Source organism: Ilumatobacteraceae bacterium, assembly GCA_033344875.1.
Lineage (GTDB): Bacteria > Actinomycetota > Acidimicrobiia > Acidimicrobiales > Ilumatobacteraceae > Ilumatobacter.
Map to the genome: position 1 here is coordinate 3,277,622 of JAWPMO010000001.1, position 18,564 is coordinate 3,296,185.

The following is an 18,564-nucleotide window of genomic DNA, read 5'->3' on the forward strand; positions in this document are numbered from 1 at the left end:
GCGGTATGGCGATACCCGGCAGCGGAATCGGCCGTCGTTTGCGACGGGCCGGCACCACGGCGTTCCGTGAGGCGGAGCGCCGTGTCGACGAGCGGCGCCATGCGATTCCCACCGGTCGATCGGGCCCGCCGCGACCGCTGACGGAGATCCAGGCCGAACTCGATTCGCTCGTCGGACTCGAGTCGGTGAAGGAGCAGGTGCGCACGCTGATGGCGTTCCTGCAGATCCAACGCGAGCGCCAACGCCGTGGTCTCAGCGAGGTCCCGACCAGCCAGCACCTGGTGTTCCTCGGCAACCCGGGCACCGGCAAGACGACGATGGCACGGCTCGTCGCCGAGATGTACGGCTCGATCGGATTGCTCGAACGGGGCCATCTCGTCGAGGTCGACCGCGCCAACCTGGTCGGTCAGTACGTGGGTCACACGGCGTTCAAGACCAACCGTGCGATCCGCCGGGCGCTCGACGGCGTGTTGTTCATCGACGAGGCGTACGCCCTCGCACCACCCGGCCCGAAGAGCCTCGACTTCGGTTCGGAGGCGGTCGAGACGCTGATCAAACGGATGGAGGACCATCGCGACCGCCTCGTCGTCATCGTGGCCGGCTACCCGAAGCTGATGCATCAGTTCCTCGACTCGAACCCGGGGCTGCGATCACGGTTCGCTCGCGAGATCGAGTTCCCGGACTATTCCAGCGATGAACTCGTGGCGATCACCCGCTCGATGGTGGACGCGGCCGACTATCGGCTGGGCGACGGCGCCGTCGAAGCGCTGCTCGGGGTGTACGACAGGGCGCACCGGGCCCCTGGCTTCGGCAACGGCCGCTACGCCAGGAACCTCTTCGAACAGGCACTCAACCGTCAGGCGCTCCGTCTCTCGGAAGGCGACGTGAGTGCGTTGCGCGAGGACGAACTGACGACCCTCGGCGCCGACGACTTCGAGGCGGCGGCACGACTGCTCTCGGCCGGCGCCGGCGCCGGTTGAGCACCGGCCACGCGAGTGCCGGAAGCGACCCCGAGGGTGATCGCATGGTGGCTGTGACACCCTCCGGGCAGAGTCGTGTCCATGCACCTCGAACCGGCGGTACACTGTCGCCCGACATATGACCCTGCTCCATCAACCGGATGGGGCCGTCGGTCACCGGTGCGAATCCTCGTGTCGGTGCCCATGTCCGAAGGGAGATACCACGCATGATGCGTGCTTATGAATTGATGGTCATCATCGACGGCGACGTCGATGACCCCAAGGCCCAGTCGTTCACCAAGATGGTGGTCGACGAGATCGAGAAGGCCGGGGGTTCGATCCACGGCAAGCCCAATTGGTGGGGCAAGCGCCCGTTCGCTTACCCGATCAACAAGAAGGAAGCCGGCTACTACCTCGTGGTCGAGTGCCTCGCCGACGGTGGCGCACTCGATGAGCTCGAGCGTCAGCTCCGCCTCGCAGACGAGATCGTCCGCCACAAGCTCATCCGACTGCCCGACGCCGAGGCCGAGCGCCGCGGCATGGCGGTCTCGGCCTGACTCCGGTCGGGTCGACCCACGAAGGGAGCCAAGCATGGCAAACGACAACTACGTTCAGATCATCGGCAATCTCACCCGAGACCCGGAGCTGCGTTACACCACCGGTGGCGTCGCCGTCTGTTCGTTCGGGATCGCGTGGACGCCTCGCCGTCGCAACGCGAACGGCGAATGGGAAGACGGCGAGACGTCGTTCTTCAACTGTTCGGCGTGGCGTGATCTCGGCGAGAACATCGCGGCGTCGGTCGCGAAGGGCAACCGCGTCGTGGTCACCGGATCGGTCCGTTCTCGCGACTGGGAAGACCGTGACGGCAACAAGCGCACGTCCATCGAGATCGATGTCGACGAGTGCTCGCCGAGCCTGCGTTGGGCGCAAGCCACCATCGAGCGGACCGAACGGTCCGGCGGTGGCGGTGGCGGTGGCTACTCCGGTGGCGGCGGCAACACCAATGCCCCGGCCAACCGTGCCCCCGATCCTGTTTACGGCGACGAAGAGCCGTTCTGATACGTACCCCTCGATTCTGCGTCGTCACCGACCGGATCGTCCTTGGAAGGACCTGAAACACCATGGCGAAGAAGCCACAACGAGGCCGCGGGAAGCCTGAAAATCCCCGCAAATACAAGAAGAAGACCAGCCCGCTCCTGATCGAGAAGGTCGAGTACGTCGATTACAAAGACGTCGACCTCCTCAGCCGTTTCATGAGCGACCGGGCCAAGATCCGCAACATGCGGGTCAGCGGCAACAACCGTCAGCAGCAGCTCGAGATCGCGAACGCGATCAAGATCGCTCGCGAGATGGCACTGCTGCCGTACGCCCGTCGAGTTGCCTCGACCGGCCGTCCGGGCCGTGGCGGCCGCGATCGTGACGGAGGCCGCGACGGCGGTCGCCCGTCGCGCGACGAGAGCCGTGACAGCCAGTCCGACAGCAGCAACGAGTCGACCGAGGCAACCGCCGAGGCCGACACGAGCGTGTCCGACGGCGCCGCAGCCGAGTCGACGACCGACGAGAGCGAGGCCTGATCATGCAGGTGATTCTCCGCAACGACGTCGACGGTCTCGGCAAGCGCGGCGACCTCGTCGACGTCGCCGATGGCCACGCGCGCAACTTCCTGTTCCCGAAGGGTCACGCCATGAAGGCGACCGACGGCGCAGTGACCCAGGCCGCGCGGATGCGTCGGGCTCGCGATCTCAAGGACGCGAGCGACCGCGAGGCAGCCACCACGGTGGCGTCGACGCTGGTGCCGAAGGTCATCCAGGTGTCGGCCAAGGCCGGCGCCGAGGGCAAGCTGTTCGGTTCGATCACCAACGCCGACATCGTGGCGGCGATCGAGGAACAGACCGGCATCGTGCTCGACCGCAAGGTCCTGTCACACGACGAGCAGATCAAGACGCTCGGTCAGCACACCGTGACGGCAGCGCTGCACAGCGCCGTGTCGTTCCCGGTGACGATCGAGGTCGTCGCCGAGGACTGACGTCCCACTCCTGACTCCGCCCGAGCGGAGACACGCCACGGGCCCCGCTGTCGAGCGGGGCCCGTGGCGCGTGTCGGGGTCGGCGCGGGGTGCGCCGGAAGCCGATCTGAGGGTCAGGAACTGCGGCTGATGCCGGCGCGCTTGAGCGTGGCGGCGGAGACGCCGACCTCGCGCCACGAGCCGTACGAGATCCCCTTGCGCTCGCCATAGGCGGCCGCGACGCCGACGAAGGCCTCCTCGAGCTCGGTCAGGTCGACGCCCTGGTCCATCTGCTCGAGCTCGGCGGTCAGGTCACGCCGTTCCTGGATGAGCTGGAGCTCCTCGATCGCGGTCGCCTCGGTCAGCGCCTCCTCGATCTTCTGCAGGCGACTATTGATCGACTCAGGGGTGCGTTTGCGGCCGCGCTTGGGCTTGCTGCTGCGAAGACCTTCGAGATAATCGCGCACGATTCGGCCCTCGGCTCTGCCGCGTTCGAGCGCGGCCTTGTGCTCGTCGGTCATTTCCTTTGGTCCTCGTTTGGTGGCCATGTATTGAAGTGTACGCGGCTCGGTCTATACGACCAATAGCGTGGTGGGATGTTCGATCTGGAGCAGCACGGGCCCGACACCTTCGTCGGAGCCGGCCCGAAATATCCCTGGGGAGGCCTCTATGGCGGCCAGATCGTCGCACAGGCACTTCGCGCAGCGACCTACTCGGTCGACGCCGAATTTCTTCCCCATTCGATCCGCGCGTACTTCATCCGCCCTGGCGATCATGCCGAACCGATCAGGTACGAGGTCGACCGGATCAGGAACGGACGGAGTTTCACCACCCGCCGAGTCGTCGCACGCCAGGCGATCGGCGCGATCCTCAACGCCGAGTGCTCCTTTCAGCGAGCCGAGGGGTCCGCAGCCATCCAGACCGTCGACGCCCCGTCGGCCCCGTCGTTCGACGTGGTCGCCGACACGTCGTTCACCGACAGGTTCCACCGTCACACGGTCGACGTCGACGCCGACGCATCGGCCGAGCGCACCGGGTCGGGTCGCACGACCGCATGGATGAAGGTGCGCGACGAGATCCCGCGAGGCGAGGCTCCCGGTTCGCTGTTCGACCAGTGCTGGCTCGCCTACCTGTCCGACGACCTGGCGACCGACGCGGTCCGTCGGGCGTACCTGCACCACGTCGAGGGAGCCGTCGGCGAGGATCTGACCGGCGTGAGCCTCGATCACACGGTCTGGTTCCACCGTCCGCTCCGGGCCGACGACTGGCACCTCCACGATGTCACGTGCCATCACTTCGCGGGCGGACGCGGCTTGGTGGTCGGCCACGTGTTCGACTCGTCGGGACGGCACGCGATGACCTACGCCCAGGAGGTGCTGGTCCGGGTTCGCCGACCGGACTGACCGGACGGCGGCGATCAGCCGAGCAGCGGGGCCACCCGTTCGGCGATGAGGTCGAGATGGTCGAGATCGGACAGGTCGAGGATCTGCAGGTAGATCCGCTCGGCGCCGGCCTCGATCCAACGTTGCATCGTCGCAGCCGCTTCGTCGGGTGTGCCGGCCACACCGTTCTCGCGCAGCTCGCTCGCGTCACGTCCGATGGCGGCGGCCCGCCGATCGACCTCGGCGTCGTTCTCGCCGACACAGCCGACCAGCGCGATCGAGTACACGAGGCTGTCGGGATCGCGTCCCTCGGTGTCGCACGCGCGCCGGACGTTGTCGCACTGGCTGGTGAACCGGTCGATCGACACGAACGGCATGTTGAACTCGGCGGCGTACCGAGCGGCGAGGCGCGGCGTGCGGGTCGCCCCGCCGCCGCCGATCAGGATCGGCGGTCCACCGGCCTGCACCGGTTTGGGCAGTGCGGGTGAGTCGGTGACCTGCCAGACGTCGCCGTCGTACGAGAACGTGTCGCCGTCAGGCGTGTTCCAGAGTCCGTGGATGATCGCGGTCTGTTCTTCGAGGTTGTCGAATCGTGCCCCGAGTTCGGGGAACGGGATGCCGTACGCCTCGTGCTCCTGCTGGTACCAACCGGCGCCGATGCCGAGTTCGACGCGGCCGTTCGACATCTGGTCGACCTGCGCGACCGAGATAGCGAGTGGCCCGGGGAGCCGGAACGTCGCCGCGGTGACCAGCGTGCCGAGGCGGATGGTCGACGTCTCGCGGGCGATGCCGCCGAGGGTGACCCAGGCGTCGGTCGGACCGGGGAGCCCGTCACCGTCGCCCATGCTGAGGTAGTGGTCGCTGCGGAAGAACGCGCCGAACCCGCACCGCTCGGCGCGCTGTGCCACGGCGAGCAGATCGTCGTAGGTCGCGCCCTGCTGTGGTTCGGTGAAGATGCGGATGTCGCCCAGTTGCATGCCGGCGACGCTACCTCCGGCCTCGGCGCCGGAGCTAGCGTGCACGGCGATGAGTGAGCTCCCCGCCCTGTCACCGACCCTCGAGGCCCTGCGGGCGCACGTGTTGGAGCACTCGGTCAAGCGGGGGGAGTTCACCCTCAAGTCGGGTGCCAGGTCGTCGTGGTTCCTCGACACGAAACAGACGGCGTGTCGGCCCGACGGGATCGTGCTCGTCGCCGACGCGATGCTCGACGTGATCCCCGACGACGCGACGGCGATCGGCGGGCTGACGATGGGTGCCGACCCGGTGGCGTTCGGCGTCGCGGCGGTCGCGGCCACACGTGGCCGCAACCTGCGCAGCTTCAGCGTCCGCAAGGAGGCGAAGGATCACGGGGTCATGGGTCGACTCGCCGGAGCGATCCAGCCGGGCGACCGTGTGGTGATCACCGAGGACACGACCACCCGAGGATCCTCGTTGATGGAGGCGGTCGACGTGGTCCGTGAGTTCGGCGCGGTGCCGGTGCTCGTGTCGCTGATCGTCGACCGTGGCGACACCTGCGCCGCGATGTGCGCCGAGGCGGGCGTCGCCTATGCGCCGCTGTTGACGGCGGTCGACCTCGGCTTCCAGCCGGGGGACTGACCGCGCTATTCGCGGACGCGCAGTGAGCGCACTGCGGTCGTGCCCTGGTCGTCGACCTGTACCACGGCGGTCATGGTGGTCGACTGGTTGTTGAGCGTGGCGGTGGAGTCGAGGCGCAACTCGAACGCGATCGGTGAGGTCTCGACTCGGATGATGAACGACGACGCCGACGCCGACGCCTGGAGCACGATCCGCGACACGACAGCGCCGCCGAGGAGCTGACCATTCGCCGAGTTGGTCACGTTGCCGAACTCGAGTTGAGCCTTCGGCGCCCAGATCAGGCCGTGCATCGCGAGGTCGCTGTTGTTGCCGGACTTCGTGTAGATGACGTTGTCGTTGTAACCGAGCGTGCTGGCGGCGCGATCGGCGGTGCTGCTGGTGATCGCGTGCACGCTCACGAGCGAGTCGCCCTGGAGCCGGCGCAGGATCTCGAGGCTGCCCTTGTTGCCGATCTCGATCTTGCTCGAGCCACCGAGGTAGAAGGTGGCGCCGGGGGTCGACCCGACGGTCGAGCTGTCGTCCGAGACGGCGCCGTCACACGGCTCGTTGGCGATGAACTGCTGGTCGCCGTAGCGATCGAAGTCGGGCCAGCCGGCGGTCACCACGCTGTTCGTGACGTCGAGCGTCACGTTGTGGAAGTAGTAGTTGCCGCTCTTGAAGTAGGTGTTCGGGCCGAGTGCCGGCATCACCGTGTATCGCCCGGGCGAGAACACGGTGCACGTGCCGTTCATCGTCGGTGCCGGATTGGTGTTGGCGATGTCACCGGCGCCGGGGAACGCGCCGACGGCGGGTTCCGTGTACACCTGGTCCCAGGTGCTCTCGACGCAGATCGTGCCGCGGTAGGCCGGCGTGAAGGTCAGGTTGGATTCGAGTGACAGCGGCGGCGAGGGGTTCTCGCAGTCGGGCCGGTAGTACCAGATGTCGCCGTCCTCGACCTCGACGGGCGATTTGAGGTCGGAGCGGCCGGGGTCGGTGATCCACACCGGCCCGCCGAGCAGCTTGGTCTTGCCGCCACCGGACTGGCTGCGCCACATCCACTGGCCGTTCGGGACGCCTTGGCCGGTCACGACGATCGCCCAGGCCTTGATGTCGCCGATGCCGTTGGAACCCTTGGTGCAGGTGACCTCGACGTCGGCACCGTTGACCTGGACCGGAAAGTCGATCGAGAAGCCGCTGGTGCCGAGGTTGCTCAGGCAACCGGCGTACGCCGAGTTGCCCAGTCGTTCGATCGCGTAGCGCAGCCCGCCGTCGGCGGCCGCCAGTCGGTCGGCGCGTTCTTCGACGACCGTGCCGTACCTGAGGCTGGTGGTGACGTACGAGGCCAGCGACATGACCACGACGGAGATCACGACCGCCATGACCAGGACGAGAACCAGGATGGCGCCGTCATCGCGTTCGCCGGAGGTGTGCGTTCGAGAGCTCATTTGGGGTTCACCGTCAATGTGGTTGTCGCGAGGAGGTTGTCGAAGCCGTCGCGGACTTCGAGCGTGTGCGTGCCGGTGGCCCACAACTCGGTGCCGTGCGGGTGGCCGTAGAGCGTGATGTCGTACGGAGCGGCGTTGCCGAGGTTCTGGACGTACTGGCTGTTGGGTGCGCCGGTGTCGTACTGGAGGGTGAGCCCGACGCAGTAGCCACCGGTGACGTTGACGAGGATGTCGACGTCGTCGGCGAGCTTGCTGGGCGAGCTGTTGAACTTCTGCTTGACCGACCCCGGGTTGACCGAGATGCCCGACACGACGCACGGCGGCAACGTGGTCGTCGTCGTGGTGGTCGACGTCGAGGTCGTCGTGGTGGTCGTCGTCGCAGCGGCGGTGATGTTCACGGTCAGCGTTGAGGTGGCGGTGGCGCCGCTGTTGTCGGTGACCTCGTAGGTGAGCGCGTAGGTGCCCGGTGCGTCGACCGCGACGAGGTCGACGGCGGTGCCGTTCGTCGTGGCGACCCATCCGGCCGGGAGCGAGCCGATGCTGGACGACACGATCGTGCCGTCGCTGTCGGTCGCGTCGAGCGTCATGGCGCTGAGGACACTCGCATTGACGGTCCACGTGGTCGGATTGGCGACCGGAGCGGCGTTCGGGATCGTCGTGGTCGTGGTCGACGTCGTGGTCGTCGACGGGTTGGTGACGTTCGGGGGCAGCGTCTCGGCCGGGTTCTTGGAGGCGGCATCGATGTAGACGACCTCGCCGGAGAACGTCTCGATCGTGATCTTCAGTTGGTCGACGTCGCCGTCGCCGTTGCTGTCGTACAGGTCGACGACCGGCAGCGTCGAGCTCAATTGGGCGGTCATGGTGAGCACGGAAGGGCTGCTGAGTGAGAACTGGCCCGAGCAGGTCACGCGTTGGATGTAGCCACCGTCGGCGTCGGGCACGTAGCGGTAGTTGGCGACGTAGTTCGTGATCGACCCGTAGAACTCCTCGAACCACGTCATGTGGACGACGTTGATGCCGGCGTCGGTGCCGGCGCACCCGGAGGGCGTGCCGGGATCGATGTCGAACGCGCCCGGCTCGGTCGAGTCGACATCGGGCGGCAGGAAGGTGGTGATGCCCTGCACGGCGATGGAACTGTCGGCCCGACTGGTGACGTTGGGCGCGGTGCGAATGCTCGTGATGATCGCCATGGTCACCACTGAGACGAGCATCGCCATGAGGGTGATCGCGATCATCAACTCGGGGAGGGTGAAGCCGCGGTCGCTCACGCGGCCCGACGCTGCAGATGGCGTGCGTGGGTTCACTTGACGATCTCCACCGACTCGATGATCTTGTTGTTCGTGCTCCGGACCTCGAGCTGGATCAGTTGCAGCGTGAGGCTCGGGTCGCAGTCGCTGCCGAAGAAGAACTCGATGTCCGGATCGGCGTCGATGTTGGCGGAGTTCCAGAACTGCACCGGCCCGACGACGCGAATCTGCCAGTCCTTCCAGTCCTGCGGATTGGGTACACCGTCGACGACCGTCTCGTAGGCGGCCCGGACGAACGCCTCGCCGTTGTCGGGCTGCGACGAGTCACAGGAGACCTTGGGGGCGGCGTAGAGGATGTCGGAAGCGGACTGGAGCCAGCCGTGGGCGTTGGAGTGGTCGCGGTGGAGCGTCCCGGCGATGGTGGTGGCACGCAGGGTCGCCATCGTCCCGGCGATCACGCCGCCGATCAGGACGACGGCGATCAGGATCTCGATGATGGTGACACCGCCGTCGCGTGGACGAGGGTGGTGGCGTACGCGTCCAGCGCGGGCTGCCCGGGCGAACCCGTGTGGTCGTGGCATGCCATGACATCGCCCTGCGTCGCTCGGGCTTGAGGCAATTCGCGAAGAATTGTACGGATATCGCGGTTATGCCGACGAGGAGGGAGCGAGCGCGTCGCTCACGAGGCACGAGGTGAGGTGCAGGGTGCTCTCGATCCGGACCACACGCTTCGGTTCATCCGGCCCGCGTCCGCACATCGACAACGCTGCTTTCACGCACGCTTCCTCGTCGGGGAGCACCATCGGCATCCGGGCGCGACGCATGCCGGCCGGGCCGGCGGTGAAGCAGTTGATGTACGTCTTGCGGAAATCGAGGCGGTTCGCGAGCGATGCCGGGATGAAGTCGGCGAACCCCATGCCGAGCGCGTTGCCGCCGCTGACGTCGGTCAGGTCGAGCAGGACGATGGCGCCGACCCGCGGCGTCTCCAGGTCGTCGAGGCCCGGCACCCAGAAACGCCCGGTGACGTTCGGGTCCATCGTCGTGCCGCTGATGTCCTTGCCGCCCCGTTCGATGATCAGGACGTCGATCTCGTCGAACGGCAATGCCGGGACCAGCGTTCGCGAGTACTCGGTGAGCTCGTGCTCGAGGTCGGTGCCGACGTCGCCGGCTCCCAGCCCGGCGATCCGGACGATGTCGCCCGCCGTCGACTCGATCGACCCGATGCCGCCCAACAGCCGTCCGGTGCCGCGTAGCGCGGCGCAGGCGGCGAGCAGCCGGTCGCGCATCTCGATCGGCCCACACGAGTGCACCAGGGCCGCGCCGGGCTGTTTGCCGAAGCCGACGACCGCCATCTTCATGCAACCCGATTCGACCGGGCCCTTGAAGCAGGTGTGCGGCTTGATCCGGTTGACCGGCAGGAAGCGGTCGGCGCCGGCGGCGTTGGCGTCGAGGTGGACCGGCGTGCCCGCTTCGGTGTGGGCCACGATGACGGTGTCCATCGTGGCCCGGATCTCGGCGCCGACCGTCGCCTCGGTGATGCCGAGTTCGCTCAGGATGTGGAGTTGCCCCTCGGCGGTCGCCCCGCCGTGCGAGCCCATCGCCGGGACGACGAACGGTTCGGCGCCGAGTTCACGCAGGGCCGAGATCGTGCCACGAACGAGATCGACCCGACCGGTGAGCCCACGCGATCCGGCGCCGACCGCGACGGTCATGCCCGGTGTGATCGTGTCGCGGAACGTGTTCAGCGCGGCGTCGTACGCGCCGCGTTCGATGTCGGGAACCGCAGGAGGCGTTGGCACGTCGAGCGGATACGGGTGCAGCTCCGGAATCGTGAGCCCCTCCGCGAACGGCAGCTCCACCCCCGACACCAACTGCTCCCACGACATGGTCACGAGCCTATTCGGCGGTGGGACCGGGCACCCTCCAGGAGGTTGGCCACCTCATGCCCGGCGTTCAGGGCGGATTGATCATCGAACACGTGAACGTGTCGTTCAGAATCAGCTTCTGACCGTTCGGACCGTTCTCGAGCGTGGCAGATGCGATGAACGTCGGACCTTGGTTGGGCGTGACCGACTCGTTGCTCGCGTCGCTGTCGATGACGTAGGCCGACCCGCCGACACCGACCGGCCCGGGCCACGTGAAGTCCCAAGGCCCGCCGTACTTGATGCGACTGACGCTGAGTTGCCAGCCGGTGAACGCCCCGCCACTCGTGTTCGACAGCGACAGGGTCCCGGCACCGCTCTTTCCGCCGTTGTTGACCGAGCTGATCCGGAACTCGCAATCGGGGTTCGGAGCGATGGTGGTGGTCGTGGTCGTCGACGACGTGGTCGTGGTGGTCGTACTCGGCGGCGTCGTCGATGTGACGATCTGGATCGTGGACGATGCCGTCGCGCCACCGTCATCGGTGACCGTGTAGTCCAGGTTGTACGTGCCGTCGCTGCTAGCGAAGAACGTGAACGAACTCGGTCCAGCCGACACGATGCTGTCGAGACCGGCCGGCAGTGGCGTGGTGTCGATCGTGGCGCTGACGATCGTGCCGTCGCTGTCGAACGCATCGAGCACGGCGGTCACCGAGCTCCCGGTTGCGCCGACCCAGTTCGTCGGATTGGCGGTCGGTGCCGCGTTGGCGATGGTCGTGCTCGTGGTGGTGGTCGCGCTCGGGATCGACGTCGTCGTGGTGACGTACGCAGGGACGTCGATCGGGATGTCGACACGCCAGTCGGCGATGCGGGCCCCATGCGTGTACTTGGGCACCTCGACCGTGGCCTCGACGGTGCGCGGCGCGCCACCTGACGGTGTGACCCGAGCGACGAGGTGGACCATGGGTTCGGTCGCGATCGGGGTGGTCTGTGAGCACGTGAGAGTCGCCGTGTAACCGTTCGGGAGCAGTGCGGTCGGAACGACGATCGGCTGGCTGGCTGGTGCGTCCCCGCAGTCGGCGTCCGGCAGGAGCTGCTTCTTCGAGAACTGCTCGATCGCCCACGACATGGTGGCAGATGCATCGGCGTTGGTGTCGGTGCGTTGTGTGGCGACCGACGAGGTCTTCAGGCCGGTCGTGGCGAAGTTGGCGATCGCGATCACGACGACGGCGAGGATGACCGTGAACACCAGGGTCAGAACGAGGATCGTGCCGCCGTCGCGGTGCTTCACCATCCGAAGATCCCCTCGAAGCTGAAGGAGGCGTTCAGCGACGACCCGCTCATGTAGAACTCGCTGGCGATGACCCCGCCTTTGATCGAGATCGTGCTGGTCACGACCGAGTACGGAGCCATGATCGTGCCGTCGACAGTGCTGGCTCCGGCTCCGGCCACGACGTTGACAACGTCGGCGTTGGGAAAGTTCCAGACGACGTGTACGGATGCGCTACCGATCCCGACGAGCGTCGGAGGATTGAAGGTGATCGTGCCCCCGATCTGACTGCCGACATTGATGACCACCGGGGTGTTCTGGTTGATCTGGCTCGGTGGAAAGTTGAGCTGGATCGACTCGAGATCCAGGAGGTTCGCTTCCTCGAGATTGAGCACGTTGACCTGATTCGGCACCAACGTCAGATCGAGTTGTGGGCCGCCCGCCGACGCCGTGCCGGGGTAGCCGGTCGGGAGACCGACGTGAGAGGCGCACGCTCCGTTCTTGCAGCTGTCGGGCAGCGCCGCCATCCGGTCGGAGCAAGACCGCAGCTCGATGAACGCCGCCCCGGGCGGTACGGGGAGGTCGGTGCCGACCGGAGCGATGATCTGACCGCCCGATCCCTGCAGGCTGATACGTGGTGTGCCGCCTGCTTCGGAGATCGGGCCGCTGCTGCCACCGACGTAGTTTCCGTCTTGCACGACGGCATCGGTGCCGCTCCGGACCCTGAGGGTTCCGGACGAAGCCGACCATCCGACGCTGTTCGCGAAGAGCCCGACGTTGTTGTATGGAGACCCCGGGCCCAGATCGGGTGGGTTGGCGTTGCTCTGTGCCACATCGGGCTCGCCTTCGAACGTGAGTGTGCCGCCGACGTAGAGGCTGCTCTTGACCGCCGTGCCGTCGAGATGGACATCACCTTCGATGAACGTGTCGATGTTCTTGGTTGCTCCGAGAGGATCGGGGCCGCACACGCCGCTCGACGACAGCGGAAGTTCTTCGCGCGGAGCGGCCTGGATGGTCTCGACGTCGCCACGCTGGACGTAGCGGACCTCGACACCCGTCACCTGCTGGTCGACGATGGGCGCTGCAGGGTTCGAGACCAGCACAGTCGCCTCGGCGATCGGCGAGGCGGTGCCGTCGAGCGCATCGGCAACGTTGAGCACCGAGGTCGAGTTCCAGGTCGTGCCGTCGAACTCGCACACGAGTCGATCGATCCGGGCGGTCTCGCCGGTCGACACGATCTGGTAGGCGATTCGACGGTCGACGACCGTGAGCCGCCGATCGGTGACGTCGATCCGCAGCACGTTCTCGTTGCCGACGTCGTCGCACCCACTGCCGCGGTCGCCGGCTGCGCCTCCGGTGGCCGCTCGGTACGCGTCGGCTCGGCTGGGTCCGGACGCCACGTCCAGCGGGACGTAGCTGACGATCTGCTGGGTGTCGTGCGACTCCGAGGTGCTGGACACGACGCCGTCACCATTGCGCAGGATGACGATGATGGCGGCTGCGATCACCGATGACATCAAACCGATCACGACGATGGTCACGACGACCTCGACGAACGTGAAGCCTTCGTCGGGGCGGCGAGCAGGACGGTGGTTGGTCATGGTCCGTTGATTCCCGGTGTCGGTGAGACGGTTGCCTGTCCAGAACCACCGGAGAAGGGCGGCACGGGCGGGGCCGGCACGGTGTCGGCGGTCGGCACGTCGTTGGGGCGCTTGACCACGACGACTTCCTTGACGGTGCCGTCGACGACCGTCGAGATGGTGAGCTGTTGGAGTCGGTCGCCCTGGGCGTAGCGGCAACCGGCAACGAACGCGCCGCCGGCGCCCGCTGTGCGATCCCAGTTGGCAACCGAAACAGTCACCGACTGCGGGGGCGGGAACAATGTGGTGAGCACGGCCTGATAACTGGCCTGCGGGTTGCTGTCGCAGTCGACGTAGGGGAGGGCTTCGGGCTCGGTGTCGGTGGCGAGATCGGCGGCCTCGGCCAGGAGCGCCTGACTTTGAGCGACGCGGTCGTGGACTCGGGCGCCGACGATGGTCGCCTGGAGAGCGGTCAGCACAGCAATACCGACCGTGCCGAGCAGGACGACCGAGACCAGGACCTCGATGAAGGTCGCGCCCAGGTCGCGCCGCGGGGCATCGATCGATCGCGACCGCACCGCCGATCCCGTCTGGGATCCACGATCGCGTCGTGAGGTGGTGCCGGTGTCGGCCATGTGGTCGTCCTTGATGGTGGTCTGTGTCGACGACGTGTAGCTCGAGAGAGCCAGGTCCGCCGCCCGCACCAACGACTGTACTCGCGCGATCGCGCCCTTGTCCCGCGGAACATCGCGAAACGTGGCCATGCGTCACCCTCTGCGCGCGCGGAGTGAGGGTGACGGCACATGGCGTACGCTCACTTCATGGAATCTTTCTGGAGGGCCACCGGAATCAACCTGGGGAAGTACTGGAAGGCCGTGGCGGCCGCCGTGGTGGCCGTCACCGCGATCCTCGCGATCGGGCTCACACAGGTTGAGTTCGCGACCGGTCAGGACAGCTACCTGAACCCGGAGTCGCAGATCGCGCTCGACAACGTCGAGTTCCAGGAGAACTTCGGTGGGGAGACGGTCATCTTGTTGATGTCGGCCAACGAGGACGGTGTCGACGTCGCCGACCTGGTCGGTCCGGCGAACCTCTCGGCACTCGAGCAACTCACCGCTGAACTCGAGGCGGTCGACAACGTGTTCTCGGTGATCACACCGCCGGTGTCGTTGACGTTCAGCGACGAACTGATCAAGGGTCCGGGCCGGGCCGCGTTGATCGCCGCCGCAGGTCGTGATGCCGACGGTGGTGAGGCCCGCGGTGCCGACATCCAGGTCGGTCTCGCCAGGCTCGCCGAGGTCGACGACCAAACCCTCGGCAACCCGGCGTGGAACGACGTGCTCATCTACGGCAACGACGGATTCGAACTCACCGACGGCGAGCTGACCGCCCCGGCCGACGACGAGCGTGCGATCCGGCTGTCGCTGGCCGGCACGTTCCCCGACGCACAGACCGCCGTGGCCGGTGTGGTGCTCGACGGCAACCTCGATCTCGATGCCCAATCGCTCGCGACCGAGGAGGTGCTCGACCTCCTGGAGGGCGTCGACCTCGAGGGCTTTGACCTGACGGTCACCGGCTCGCCGGTGTACCTCAAGGAGATCAACGACTACCTCAAGGGTGGGATGCTCACCCTCGGTGCGATCGCACTCGGTGTGATGGCGCTCGTGCTCGGTCTCATGTTCCGGGTGCGGTGGCGCCTGCTCCCGCTGCTCGCCGTGCTGATCGGCGTGCTGTGGACGTTCTCGATCCTCGGCCTGATCGGCATCGACCTGAGCCTCGTCACGATCTCCGGCCTGCCGATCCTGATCGGTCTCGGCATCGACTTCGCGATCCAGATCCACAACCGAGTCGAGGAAGAGCAGGTCCTCGATCATGACGAGCACCCGATCGCGGAGACGGTCTCGAACCTGGCACCCCCGCTGATCGTCGCGGCCATCGCCGGCATCGTCGCATTCCTCGCCCTGCAGTTGTCGAAGGTGCCGATGATCCGTGACTTCGGCGTGCTGCTCGCGATCGGCGTGCTCGTGCTCGTGGCCGTCGGCATCGTCGTGCCGGCGTCGATCCTCGGCATTCGTGAGTGGACGACGCCGACCGACGATCGTGGTGACTCGCTGGTCGAACGCATCGTGGTCAAGCTCGGCGGGTTGCCGACCAAGGCCGGTATCGGCCTCGTACTCGCGTCGGTCGTGCTGTTCGTCGGCGGGATCCTCGTCGAGGGCCGCACCAAGATCGAGAGCGACCCGGTCAAGTGGATCGACCAGGGCTCCGAGGTCGTCGCCGACATCGAGCGGCTGGAGAACGAGACCGGGTTCGGCACCACGCTCGGTGTCCTCGTGCAGGCCAACAACGTGTACGACCAGGACGTCATCGACCTGGTGCACGAGTTCACCATCGCGGCCGAAGCGCGCGACGACGTGGTGGCGTCGTCGAGCCTCGTGAACACGATGGCCAAGATCATCACGATTCCCGGTGCCACCGTGATCCCACCGACGGAGGAGGAGATCGCGGGGGCCGCAGGTGTCATGCCCGAAGCGATCGCGCGGGCGCTGGTCAACGACGGCCAGACCGCCGCACAGGTCAACCTGCGGCTCGCGCCGGCGAGCCTCGAGGAGCGCGCCGTACTCGTCGACGAGTTGCGCGACGACCTCGACGCGCGCCTCGCCGACCTGCAACTCGACCCCGACAGCATCCTGTTGACCGACCTGCCCGCCGATCAGGAACCCGTCAGGGTCACGCCGGCGGGTCTCGCCACCGTCGGCATCGGTCTGCTCGAGAACCTGTCCGCCAACCGTGCGGCGCTCACCTACCTGTCGCTGTGTCTCGCCGGGCTGTGGCTCGTGCTCCGCTTCCGCAGCTTGAGCCGGGCCCTGCTCGCGCTGGTGCCGGTGTTCCTGGCGGTCGGAGCGTCGTCGCTGATCGTCGGTCTCGTCGGTATCCAGCTCAGCCCGCTGACGACGGTGTCGGGTCCGCTCGTCATCGCCAGCTGTACCGAGTTCTCGGTGCTGATCTTCGGCAGATACCTGGAGGAACGACAGACAGGTCTGGCCTCGCGCCTCGCGAGCGACACGGCCGCTGCGCGTACCGGCCGAGCGTTCTTCACCTCGGCCGCGACGACGATCGGCGGGTTCGCCGTGTTGATGATCTCGCCGCTGCCGCTGCTGCGTGACTTCGGCCTGATCGTGACGCTCAACGTGGCCATCGCCCTGATGGCGGCACTCATCGTGATGCCGCCGATCATGGTGTGGGTCGACGACCGCGGTTGGCTCGGCATCGAGCCGCAGGTCGATCCGAACCGGTCGGTCCGTCTCGCCGCCCCGGTGCCCGGAGATCAGACCGTGCTGGCGGGAGTCGGCGCAGTGGCCTTCATCGGTGCCGCCGCCGGCGTGTACGCGTCGGCCGACACGTCACAGGGAGATGCCACCACGGTCGAGTACGCCTCGGTCGCGCTCCCCACCACGACGACGACCGTGGCGCCCACCACGACGACCACGGTTCCGCCCACGACGGTCCCGCCGACGACGGTCGAAGGCGAGGAACCGCCGCCGTCGACCGAGGCGCCGGCCACGACCGAACCGTCCGGCCCCGTGATCGATCCGGCCGACTTCCCCGACACCGTGCCCGCCGGGGTGTTCGCTCCGGCGCTGTTCGGACTGCTGACCGACGCGGGCCTCCCCGGCAACACGGCCAATTGCGTGATCGCGACCTCGTTCGAGCGGGGTGGCGGCGAGGAGACGCTCGTGCCGCTCCTCCTGGCGAGCGACCCGACCGCACTCGAGACCGTGCGGCAGGCCGGCGCCGACTGCGGTGCCCCAGCCGACCAGGTCGACGCCGCGATCGCCGCCGGCACCGGCGGCTGACCACTCCCAGCCCGCACCGGTCGCCGCCGACCCCCGGCCCCAGCCCCCAGGCGACTCGTCGAGCAGCCCTGTCGCGGTCTCGAGTGCGGGGGACTCAGGTTCGCGACATGGTGGGGTGATGGTTGAGGGGTCTGCGGGGCTGTGTCGCGGTTGTGGGTGTGGGGGCCTCAGGTTCGCGACACGGTGGGGTGATGGTTGAGGGGTCTGCGGGGCTGTGTCGCGGTTGTGGGTGTGGGGGCCTCAGGTTCGCGACACGGTGGGCGGGGATGGCGGACAGCCGTGCTGTGTCGCGATTGTGGGTGTGGGGGACTCAGGTTCGCGACACGGCCGGGTGATGGTTGAGGGGTCCGCGGGGCTGTGTCGCGGTTGTGGGTGTGGGGCTCTCAGGTTCGCGACATGGTGGGGTGATGGTTGAGGGGTCCGCGGGGCTGTGTCGCGATTGTGGGCGTGGGGGCCTCAGGTTCGCGACACGGCTGGGTGGTTCGTGGGGCGGGGTGTGGGGACGGGAGTCAGGTGGCTCGGTCGGTGGCCAGGTGGCCTCGGCGGTGGCCGCCTTGCCAGTCCTCGTGCTCGGGGACTGTGGTCGCACCACCGAGGATCGCGAGTTGCGGGCGCTCGCGCAGGCTGCGCTTCATCTCGGCGAATCCGGGGAACTTCGCGAGCGTGGTGACGGCGTCCCACAGCGGTACCGCCTCGTCGGGGTGGGGTACGCGTGAGATGACCGGGCCGAAGAACGACACACCGTCCGGGGGTTGGAACGTGATGATCGGGGTCCCGACGTCCCGACCGGTGCGCGAGAGCGCCAGCTCCGACTCGGCATCGAGGAGCTGATCCCACGACGTGTTGTCGAGCGCCTCGGCGTACCGGGTCGGGAGACCGGCGGCGTCGAGCACCTCGACGACGTGTTCGTGGGTACTGAGCCGGTCTCGCATCCCCGAACCCTCGGGGAGATCCCAGTAGCTCTCCCCGTAGGCCGTGACGAGCGCGCCGAGCGGCTCGCGTCCGAGCTCGTCACGGACTGCAGCAGCGACCCGGAGCATGCGGAGACCGGCGGTGTGACCGAACTCGTACTCGGGCGGGAACTCCGTGGCGTAGTCCTTGTGCTTGTTGATCAACCGCAACGAGATGAACCGCCAGTCGACCCGGAAGTCACGCTGTGCCGCGACCTGCTCGACCCACCGAGAGGTGATCCAGGCGAACGGACACACCGGGTCCCAGAAGAACTCGATGTCGTAGCTCGGGTCGGAGGGTGGAGGGAAGGTGGAGGGCATGGCCCAGGTCAACGCGACCTGCCGACCAGGCATTCCCCGACGATGACTGGTGACGGGGAAGCAGTGCCGACCGTCGGGCGGCGCGCGAGTGGAGCACGAGGAGCGGACACACCC

General features: G+C 67.3%; 18 protein-coding genes. 8 read left to right on the forward strand and 10 right to left on the reverse strand.

The genetic code is table 11. The features are described from left to right. The first annotated feature begins 5 nt into the window (after window positions 1–5). From R8G01_15480 to rplI, 5 genes are all read left to right on the forward strand, one after another. A complete protein-coding gene (locus R8G01_15480) occupies window positions 6–980 on the forward strand; it encodes an AAA family ATPase (protein MDW3215402.1) in 975 nt (324 codons plus the stop codon). A 206-nt stretch (window positions 981–1,186) separates the two neighbouring features. After that, window positions 1,187–1,516, forward strand: coding sequence for a 30S ribosomal protein S6 (rpsF, locus tag R8G01_15485; GenBank protein MDW3215403.1), 330 nt, complete (start codon window positions 1,187–1,189; stop codon window positions 1,514–1,516). Window positions 1,517–1,550: 34 nt separating this feature from the next. Next, window positions 1,551–2,018 carry a single-stranded DNA-binding protein gene (gene ssb / locus R8G01_15490; GenBank protein ID MDW3215404.1) on the forward strand — a complete coding sequence of 156 codons (468 nt, stop codon included), beginning with the start codon at window positions 1,551–1,553 and terminating at the stop codon, window positions 2,016–2,018. A gap of 62 nt (window positions 2,019–2,080) precedes the next feature. After that, window positions 2,081–2,533, forward strand: a complete 453-nt coding sequence (gene rpsR, locus R8G01_15495; GenBank protein MDW3215405.1) for a 30S ribosomal protein S18 — start codon at window positions 2,081–2,083, stop codon at window positions 2,531–2,533. Window positions 2,534–2,535: 2 nt separating this feature from the next. After that, the gene (gene rplI / locus R8G01_15500; GenBank protein ID MDW3215406.1) at window positions 2,536–2,985 is read left to right on the forward strand and encodes a 50S ribosomal protein L9; all 450 of its coding nucleotides are present in this window, start codon (window positions 2,536–2,538) and stop codon (window positions 2,983–2,985) included. Window positions 2,986–3,098: 113 nt separating this feature from the next. Here rplI and R8G01_15505 read toward each other — a convergent pair whose 3' ends face one another. After that, on the reverse strand, window positions 3,099–3,512 hold the full coding sequence (locus R8G01_15505) for a hypothetical protein (protein MDW3215407.1): 414 nt from the start codon (window positions 3,510–3,512) through the stop codon (window positions 3,099–3,101). Window positions 3,513–3,560: 48 nt separating this feature from the next. Between R8G01_15505 and R8G01_15510 the strand changes: the two genes are divergently transcribed. After that, window positions 3,561–4,367 (forward strand): thioesterase family protein, encoded by an 807-nt coding sequence (locus R8G01_15510; GenBank protein MDW3215408.1) that lies wholly within the window; start codon window positions 3,561–3,563, stop codon window positions 4,365–4,367. Window positions 4,368–4,381: 14 nt separating this feature from the next. On the opposite strand, the gene R8G01_15515 is transcribed toward R8G01_15510, so the two are convergent. Then, the gene (locus tag R8G01_15515) at window positions 4,382–5,323 is read right to left on the reverse strand and encodes an LLM class F420-dependent oxidoreductase (protein MDW3215409.1); all 942 of its coding nucleotides are present in this window, start codon (window positions 5,321–5,323) and stop codon (window positions 4,382–4,384) included. Between the two features lie 49 nt (window positions 5,324–5,372). Here R8G01_15515 and pyrE point away from each other — a divergent pair, with 49 nt between their 5' ends. Then, a complete protein-coding gene (gene pyrE / locus R8G01_15520; GenBank protein ID MDW3215410.1) occupies window positions 5,373–5,942 on the forward strand; it encodes an orotate phosphoribosyltransferase in 570 nt (189 codons plus the stop codon). Between the two features lie 5 nt (window positions 5,943–5,947). Here the strand turns inward: pyrE and R8G01_15525 are convergent, their stop codons facing one another. The 7 genes from R8G01_15525 to R8G01_15555 form a co-directional block, all read right to left on the reverse strand. After that, complete coding sequence (locus R8G01_15525) at window positions 5,948–7,366, reverse strand: hypothetical protein (protein ID MDW3215411.1); 1,419 nt, start codon at window positions 7,364–7,366, stop codon at window positions 5,948–5,950. Continuing rightward, window positions 7,363–8,634, reverse strand: a complete 1,272-nt coding sequence (locus tag R8G01_15530; protein MDW3215412.1) for a prepilin-type N-terminal cleavage/methylation domain-containing protein — start codon at window positions 8,632–8,634, stop codon at window positions 7,363–7,365. Before R8G01_15530 ends, R8G01_15525 begins: the two co-directional genes overlap by 4 nt. 32 nt (window positions 8,635–8,666) lie before the next feature. Then, complete coding sequence (locus tag R8G01_15535; protein ID MDW3215413.1) at window positions 8,667–9,194, reverse strand: hypothetical protein; 528 nt, start codon at window positions 9,192–9,194, stop codon at window positions 8,667–8,669. Between the two features lie 66 nt (window positions 9,195–9,260). Next, entirely contained in the window at window positions 9,261–10,499 is a 1,239-nt protein-coding gene (locus R8G01_15540) for a hypothetical protein (protein ID MDW3215414.1), read from the reverse strand. A 67-nt stretch (window positions 10,500–10,566) separates the two neighbouring features. Next, on the reverse strand, window positions 10,567–11,766 hold the full coding sequence (locus R8G01_15545) for a hypothetical protein (protein MDW3215415.1): 1,200 nt from the start codon (window positions 11,764–11,766) through the stop codon (window positions 10,567–10,569). Beyond that, window positions 11,760–13,343 (reverse strand): collagen-binding domain-containing protein, encoded by a 1,584-nt coding sequence (locus R8G01_15550; protein ID MDW3215416.1) that lies wholly within the window; start codon window positions 13,341–13,343, stop codon window positions 11,760–11,762. Before R8G01_15550 ends, R8G01_15545 begins: the two co-directional genes overlap by 7 nt. Next, a complete protein-coding gene (locus tag R8G01_15555; protein MDW3215417.1) occupies window positions 13,340–14,086 on the reverse strand; it encodes a hypothetical protein in 747 nt (248 codons plus the stop codon). The genes R8G01_15550 and R8G01_15555 overlap by 4 nt, the downstream gene beginning before the upstream one ends. Window positions 14,087–14,143: 57 nt before the next feature. Here R8G01_15555 and R8G01_15560 point away from each other — a divergent pair, with 57 nt between their 5' ends. Beyond that, window positions 14,144–17,179, forward strand: coding sequence for an MMPL family transporter (locus R8G01_15560; protein ID MDW3215418.1), 3,036 nt, complete (start codon window positions 14,144–14,146; stop codon window positions 17,177–17,179). Window positions 17,180–17,688: 509 nt separating this feature from the next. On the opposite strand, the gene R8G01_15565 is transcribed toward R8G01_15560, so the two are convergent. After that, window positions 17,689–18,483 (reverse strand): hypothetical protein, encoded by a 795-nt coding sequence (locus tag R8G01_15565; GenBank protein MDW3215419.1) that lies wholly within the window; start codon window positions 18,481–18,483, stop codon window positions 17,689–17,691. Between the last annotated feature and the right edge of the window lie 81 nt (window positions 18,484–18,564).

Bases quoted from the DNA above. Each gene is read 5' to 3' on its own strand.
- R8G01_15565 (MDW3215419.1), bottom strand. From the start codon at position 18,483: ATGCCTGGTCGGCAGGTCGCGTTGACCTGGGCCATGCCCTCCACCTTC.
- R8G01_15545 (MDW3215415.1), bottom strand. From the start codon at position 11,766: ATGGTGAAGCACCGCGACGGCGGCACGATCCTCGTTCTGACCCTGGTG.
- rpsR (MDW3215405.1), top strand. From the start codon at position 2,081: ATGGCGAAGAAGCCACAACGAGGCCGCGGGAAGCCTGAAAATCCCCGC.
- R8G01_15515 (MDW3215409.1), bottom strand. From the start codon at position 5,323: ATGCAACTGGGCGACATCCGCATCTTCACCGAACCACAGCAGGGCGCG.
- R8G01_15550 (MDW3215416.1), bottom strand. From the start codon at position 13,343: ATGACCAACCACCGTCCTGCTCGCCGCCCCGACGAAGGCTTCACGTTC.
- R8G01_15540 (MDW3215414.1), bottom strand. From the start codon at position 10,499: ATGTCGTGGGAGCAGTTGGTGTCGGGGGTGGAGCTGCCGTTCGCGGAG.
- rpsF (MDW3215403.1), top strand. From the start codon at position 1,187: ATGATGCGTGCTTATGAATTGATGGTCATCATCGACGGCGACGTCGAT.
- ssb (MDW3215404.1), top strand. From the start codon at position 1,551: ATGGCAAACGACAACTACGTTCAGATCATCGGCAATCTCACCCGAGAC.
- R8G01_15535 (MDW3215413.1), bottom strand. From the start codon at position 9,194: ATGCCACGACCACACGGGTTCGCCCGGGCAGCCCGCGCTGGACGCGTA.
- R8G01_15480 (MDW3215402.1), top strand. From the start codon at position 6: ATGGCGATACCCGGCAGCGGAATCGGCCGTCGTTTGCGACGGGCCGGC.
- R8G01_15510 (MDW3215408.1), top strand. From the start codon at position 3,561: ATGTTCGATCTGGAGCAGCACGGGCCCGACACCTTCGTCGGAGCCGGC.
- R8G01_15505 (MDW3215407.1), bottom strand. From the start codon at position 3,512: ATGGCCACCAAACGAGGACCAAAGGAAATGACCGACGAGCACAAGGCC.
- R8G01_15525 (MDW3215411.1), bottom strand. From the start codon at position 7,366: ATGAGCTCTCGAACGCACACCTCCGGCGAACGCGATGACGGCGCCATC.
- R8G01_15555 (MDW3215417.1), bottom strand. From the start codon at position 14,086: ATGGCCACGTTTCGCGATGTTCCGCGGGACAAGGGCGCGATCGCGCGA.
- rplI (MDW3215406.1), top strand. From the start codon at position 2,536: ATGCAGGTGATTCTCCGCAACGACGTCGACGGTCTCGGCAAGCGCGGC.
- R8G01_15560 (MDW3215418.1), top strand. From the start codon at position 14,144: ATGGAATCTTTCTGGAGGGCCACCGGAATCAACCTGGGGAAGTACTGG.
- pyrE (MDW3215410.1), top strand. From the start codon at position 5,373: ATGAGTGAGCTCCCCGCCCTGTCACCGACCCTCGAGGCCCTGCGGGCG.